This window comes from Synechococcus sp. R3-13, from assembly GCF_047462195.1.
In the GTDB taxonomy this organism is placed as follows: domain Bacteria; phylum Cyanobacteriota; class Cyanobacteriia; order Thermostichales; family Thermostichaceae; genus Thermostichus.
Map to the genome: position 1 here is coordinate 1 of NZ_JANSIO010000396.1, position 6,108 is coordinate 6,108.

Below are 6,108 nucleotides of genomic sequence, written 5' to 3' on the forward strand. Positions count from 1 at the left end.
AAACAGCCACAACCCACCTCTAACCAAAGCTGACGCGGAGCAGGGAAAAATCATCTTCAAAGTCCGTCCGCCCCTGAAAGGATTGGGCCTCATGGATCACCTGATCCAGGCCACCGTCAGCGCTCTTGCTCAGCAGGGCTATCAAACTGTTCAGCCCCCAGATTTCTCTCTGCGGGTTTATGACTTCGTAAACTCCATCGCTGAACAGGTAGAGATGGCTGTTCTCCGGGATCCGCACCTGATCCCTTTGAAAAATGAGGTCGGGCAAAATGCCAATGGGCAAGTTGGCAGTCTTCAGCAGGAGCGAATCCTGACCCTGGATGAGCAGGGCAGGTGGGTGGCCGGCACTGGCAAAAGAGAGCAGACGGGATCCCGGCTGATAAACCCCATACCAAAGGGTGAAGTACATCTCATGGTGGGATCCCATTTGAAAAGAGTGGTTGAGGGCGCGCAAGACCGCGTCCGGCTGGCGGGGATCGGCATCGGCCAAGCCTTGAGTGCGCAACTGGTTCATCACCGACACCGACAACAGAGCGGATCCCACCCCATGCCCCGACACATCCAGCAGATAGATGGCCAGGTGTTCCTCATCCAGCCAATGATAGTTAAACGAATCTCCCCCCAATTCCTGGGAGGGTAAAAAGCGCCACTCGAGGGTCACTTTGCAGTCGGGAAAATAGGCCGGCTCCGGCAGGAGAGAACGCACATAGCTGGCCGCCTCGGCCAATTCTGCCCGTAACCTGGCCGTTTGCTGCTGCAGGTCATAGCTGAGCTGGTGTAAGCGCAGCCCGGCCCGCACACGTGCCCGCAACTCATTGGGGTCGATGGGTTTGCTTAGAAACTCATCTGCTCCGGCATCCAGGCCCTGGATGCGGTCTTCGACCTCGGTGCGAGCGGTGAGCAAAATAAAAAACGTCGTGGAAAACTTGGGATCGGCTTTGATGCGTCGGCAAACCTCCAGCCCATCCATGTCCGGCATCATCCAGTCACAGATGATCAGCCCCGGCACCAGCAGGTGGGCTTGCTCCAGCCCCTCGGAACCGTTGCTGGCCATCTCCACGGTGTAGCCCTGTCGTTCCAGGGATCGCTTCAACACCAGCCGAATCGTCGGATCGTCGTCGACAATCAAAATGGCCGCCATGACCGCTGCACCCCAATCCTGAAGTCAAAACGCATCCAAACCCAACTCCAGCCCAATACCCCATACTGGTAGGCAGACCTTTTATCGTAGCTTAGGCGTTGCGTCAGGAAAACCAGCTCGGCAAGCAGTCCACGACAAAGGGGTGAAGCCTCAGCAGCCTCATCCATCAGAGCTGAAGGTACGTATCGATTTGTGGATCCTCAAAACCGTGGTTGCACGCTACCCAAAAGCTAACCGTTTCCAGATACTGGTGGCGGGAGACAATTCGAGGCAGATTCTGGGCAGATTCTTCTTGAGAGACTTTCATTGGATACAGAGATACAGATCACACTCATCCATCCTTCGCCGACTTAGAGTGAACGTTAAGATTCAATAGCCTTTACCGCATGAGCACATCTCCCCCATCCTTATCTCCTTCCGCCGTTCAGGATTCGCGGGCGAGCTTGCCTCCGGGACCTAGCGAAGCTCACAGGGGAGAAATTCGGCTGGAGGACTTGGACGAGAAGCAATTGTTGGCCTCCCTATCGTCGGTGGTGTTAAACCCGGCAGCTTGGAGTTGCTTCAGCGTCAGTGAAACCAGCCGCCTGCTACGCCCCCTGCAAATCTGCCCTGACTTGACGGGAACTCTTGTTCTCTCCCCAGGGGCCACTGCCGAAGTGGTCTATAAGTTCCTGCTGAGCGATGGTCGGATCGGAACCATGAAGGGGCTGATCTCCATCGAAGACTTCCGCAGCGAGCGGCTGCGCTCCGTTTACGATCAGCTTCACATCGAAAAGATTATACCGGTCTTCACCGAGTCGGTTGTGGTGCAGATTATCGATCATTTAAAACCGATTTTTGCCCGCGACTTGGATGAGCTGCTTTGGCAAGAAAGTTTTTACTTTACCCCTCAAGATCTGCGCCAGCAGGAGTTCTTGTTGCGCGGCCTACGGCCCGAGGCGATCCCACGCAGCTTTCGGCCTCACCTGCAAAGGGTCTACACCCAGATTATGAAGGTGTGTCGCAGCTTGCCCAACATCGCCTTCCAACTGTGTCTGCGAGCCTACCTGGAGTACAACGAGGTCAAGAACAGGCATCTGCTGGCGCTTCTACTCAGCAAGTATTTTTACACGCTCTACCGCATCGGCGGGCTGGACGGTTGGGAAAGTGGGGATCCGGTGGAGCTGGGATCCCTGCGCTCCTCCAATCGGCAGGCTCGACTCCAGGCTCTTGCTCGCCTTCTAACCCTGGACAACGACAGCGACGCTCCCCTGGTGGGCATTGGGGGCAGCGGGCTGGGGGGCAGCTATTTCAGCGGGGAACGGGAGCCTACTGGTGTTGAGATGGTGAGCTCGGAGGAGATTGAAAAGCTGCGGCAAGATGTGGAGGTGGCCCGCGGCCAGATCACCGAGGCCCAGCAATTGGTGGCCCAATATCAGGAGGAGAAAAAACAGGAACTGCTCAACCGCCTTCAGGATCCGGGAAAGTTTCTTCTCTTCAGCATTCATCAGTTTTTTGACACCCTCTTCGGATCCCTGCCCGGAGAGGTGAAAAGCGAGTACGGGGCAGTTTGGGTGCCGCGCACCTCCTACTTGGATGAGAAGGAGCGAGACAAGCTGACAGAGCATTTGCGCCACATCACCAGCGAAGCTTATTTGGTCAGCGTTCCCTTTGCCGAGGCCACCCTCATCAGCTATTGGCGAGTTTTGGCGGATTCCTTCTACAACCAATGGGTTTTGAATCAGTACAAGCAGTTGCAAAGCTATGGGGTGGATTTGGAGCAACAGGGCATCCAGATTCTGGAACGAGAACGATTTCTGGATGAGGTTCAGTTGCGCTTTGCCGCCCGCCACCGAGAAATCGTCACCCAAAATGTGGAGAAGATCACCCAAATTGTGGTGGATAGCCTGGCCAAGCGGGTGGCCCTCAACACCGGCCAGCAAAGTTTTCAGGCCATGCGGGCCAAGTTGACCACTGTTTTGGATATGGACATTTCCCGCAAGGACGTGGGAGAAGTCAAGCGGCTGATCGACTACTTTACGGATGTGTTTTTGGGCAAGCGGGAGGAGCTGCGCTCCCCCTATCCGGTGGGCACGATTTTGCAAGTCAAGGCGGCCATTGAGGCTCGCCCCCCCGATAACCGCACCCGCATTGGTCTGGAAATTTTGGGTCAGCTCTACCGCGAGTACGTTCCTCTGCTGGGATCCGCACCGAAATAGGAACGGGGGCATAGCGGGGGATCCCGTAGGCCGACAGGTTTTGGGCACAATGGGGACTGGCGCGCTGTCTAGGGTTGGAGACGGAGATTCCCCATGCGCTACCGCCAGCTTGGCCACAGCCCTTTGCAAGTTTCCGAGATCTGCCTGGGCACCATGACCTTTGGGCAGCAGAATACTTTGTCTGAGGCTTTCGAACAGCTCGACTACGCGGTGGAGCACGGGATCAACTTCATCGATACCGCCGAGATGTACCCGGTGCCGGCGCGGGCGGAAACCCAGGGATCCACCGAGCGCTACATCGGCGAGTGGCTACAACACCAACCGCGGCATCGCCTGATCCTGGCCACCAAGATCACCGGCCCCGGTCGGCCCTGGCATTGGATTCGCAACGGATCCCTGTCCATCACCCGCGACAACCTCAAGCAGGCGGTGGCCGATAGCCTCAAACGCCTGAAGACCGACTACATCGACCTCTACCAGATCCACTGGCCGGATCGCTACGTGCCCCTGTTTGGGGGCGTTGCCTACGATCCCAGCCAGGAGCGGCCCACCGTTCCCATTGCCGAGCAGTTGCAGGCTCTGGCGGAATTGGTGCAAGAGGGTCTCATTCGCTACATCGGCCTGAGCAACGAGACCCCTTGGGGAGTATGCGAGTTCTGCCACGTGGCCGAGCAACTGGGGTTGCCCAAGGTGGTCTCGATTCAGAATGCCTACAGCCTCATCAACCGCACGTTTGAAATGGGCCTGGCGGAAGTCTGCCGCCACGAGCAGGTGGGCTTGCTGGCCTACAGCCCGCTCGGATTTGGGCTGCTGACGGGCAAATATCTGGGGGGGGTGAAGCCGCCGGGATCCCGTTTGGCCTTGTTTGAAGGCTTTGGCCAGCGGTACCGCAAGCCGAATGTGGAAGAAGCGGTGGCCGCCTATGTGCAAATTGCCCGCCGGCACGGTCTGACACCGGCCCAGTTGGCTTTGGCCTTTGTGCGCAGCCGCTGGTTTGTCACCAGCACCATCATTGGGGCCACCAGCCTGACCCAACTCAAAGAGAACCTCAGTTGCCTGGATGTGGAGCTGTCCCCGCAGCTCCTGGCGGAGATCGAGGCGGTGCACCAGCACTACCCCAATCCTGCCCCCTGAAAGGTTGGCGAAACCGGTGACCAGACAGAACTTTTCAGAAGGTTTCCTCGTCTGGGTGTGCGGTTTGGATCATCCTCTCCTACACTTCTGTCCGGCCAGTTTCTATGGCCTCTCCCAGCCAAGAGTGGGGATCCGAGACCTGAATCCTGTACCCAGAACCTGAGGTGTGAACGATGCGTGAGCTTTCCCTTTGGCAGGGCTGGAAAACCGCCGCTCTGGTGATCAGTTGCAGCAGCTTGGCCTGGCTTGGGGATCCCGCTTGGGCCCAACTGTCCGATATCAGCACCTATTGGGGTGCCCAGTACATTGCTGGGTTGAATGAACGGCAGATCATCGGCGGCTTCCCGGATGGCACCTTTCGCCCCAACGAGTCCATCACCCGTGCCCAATTTGCCGTCATTGTCACCAAAGCTTTTGGCCTAGATACCAACGTTCCTGTGCGCTCCTTTGCCGATCCGATTCCCAGTTGGGCGGCTCCCTCCATCGGCGCAGCGGCAGCGGCAGGGTTTGTTTCCGGCTTCCCGGACGGCACCTTTCGTCCCAACGATGTGCTCACCCGTGCACAAGCCATCACCGTCCTAACCCGTGCAGCCACCAACGGCAGGCTCATCGAAGATGCCGGCCAAATTGACGCGATCCTATCCGCGTTCGGCGATGCCAATTTGGTTCCCAACTTTGCCCGCGCCCCCATCGCGACAGCAGTTCAGGAAGGGCTGTTGGTGCTCTACCCCAACCCCACCCAATTGAATGCCCAGGCGGTGGCCACGCGGGGGGAAGTGGCTGCTCTTACCTACCAAGCGCTGGCCAAGGTGGGCCGGGTGCCCAATTTGGATCCGCCGGTGGGGGCTGCCATTCCCGGCCCTGGGATCCGCACCGAGCTCCTTGCCCAGGTCACTCCTACGCCCGAACCCCTGACCACGCCGGACATTCCCATTGAGCCTCTGGTGGAAACGCTGCCCGCCGCTCCAGAGGTGAGAACCTTCTTTGCCCGCGAAGAGCTGGGATCTGTAAACCCAGGAGATACGATTACCGTGTTTTTGCTGGGATCCCCAGGGGCGCAGGGATCGTTTTCCATCCCCGGCATTGCCTACAACCTGCCACTGCAGGAAACCCGCCCAGGGCAATACGAGGGCAGCTACACCTTCCGCAGCCAAGACCGGGCCTCAGAAGCCCCTGTTTTTGCCCGCCTGGAGCGCGATGGACTGGTGACCCTGGTGCAGTTGCCGGATAAGACCATCACCATCGGGCGGGTGACCGACACCACCTTCCCCACCATCAGCGAACTGGCCCCTCCCAATGGATCCCTAACCGACAACTCTCGCCCCTCCATCTCAGCCCGTTTCCAGGACGACCAGGGAATTGACCTGAATAGCTTTACCTTGCTGGTGAACAACGCGGATGTCACCGCCCAAGCCCAGCTCACCCGCACCGGCTTCGCCTACACCCCTGCCGAGCCGCTGCCCACCGATCGGCCGACCTTGATCGCCGTCCAAATTGCCGATACCAGCGGCAACACTGCCATCCAGCAGTGGTCTTTCCAGGTGCAGGCCGCCCAGCCCACTGCCACACCGACCCCAACACCAACCCCGACACCAGCAGCGACACCCACACCGACCCCAACGCCGACTCCAGCTC

At 58.5% G+C, this 6,108-nt stretch carries 4 protein-coding genes; 3 read left to right on the forward strand and 1 reads right to left on the reverse strand.

Annotated elements, in window-relative coordinates; all coding sequences use genetic code 11:
* Positions 1-19 precede the first annotated feature (19 nt).
* Entirely contained in the window at positions 20-1,141 is a 1,122-nt protein-coding gene (locus NW856_RS11710; RefSeq protein WP_414400419.1) for a PP2C family protein-serine/threonine phosphatase, read from the reverse strand.
* 443 nt (positions 1,142-1,584) lie between these two features.
* Here NW856_RS11710 and NW856_RS11715 point away from each other — a divergent pair, with 443 nt between their 5' ends.
* From NW856_RS11715 to NW856_RS11725, 3 genes are all read left to right on the forward strand, one after another.
* Entirely contained in the window at positions 1,585-3,339 is a 1,755-nt protein-coding gene (locus NW856_RS11715; RefSeq protein ID WP_414400420.1) for a hypothetical protein, read from the forward strand.
* Positions 3,340-3,432: 93 nt separating this feature from the next.
* Positions 3,433-4,473: an NADP(H)-dependent aldo-keto reductase gene (locus NW856_RS11720; RefSeq protein ID WP_414400421.1), complete on the forward strand. Its 1,041-nt coding sequence runs from the start codon at positions 3,433-3,435 to the stop codon at positions 4,471-4,473.
* A gap of 173 nt (positions 4,474-4,646) precedes the next feature.
* Positions 4,647-6,108, forward strand: a 1,462-nt coding sequence (locus NW856_RS11725; RefSeq protein WP_414400422.1) for an S-layer homology domain-containing protein, incomplete at its 3' end; no start/stop codon positions are given.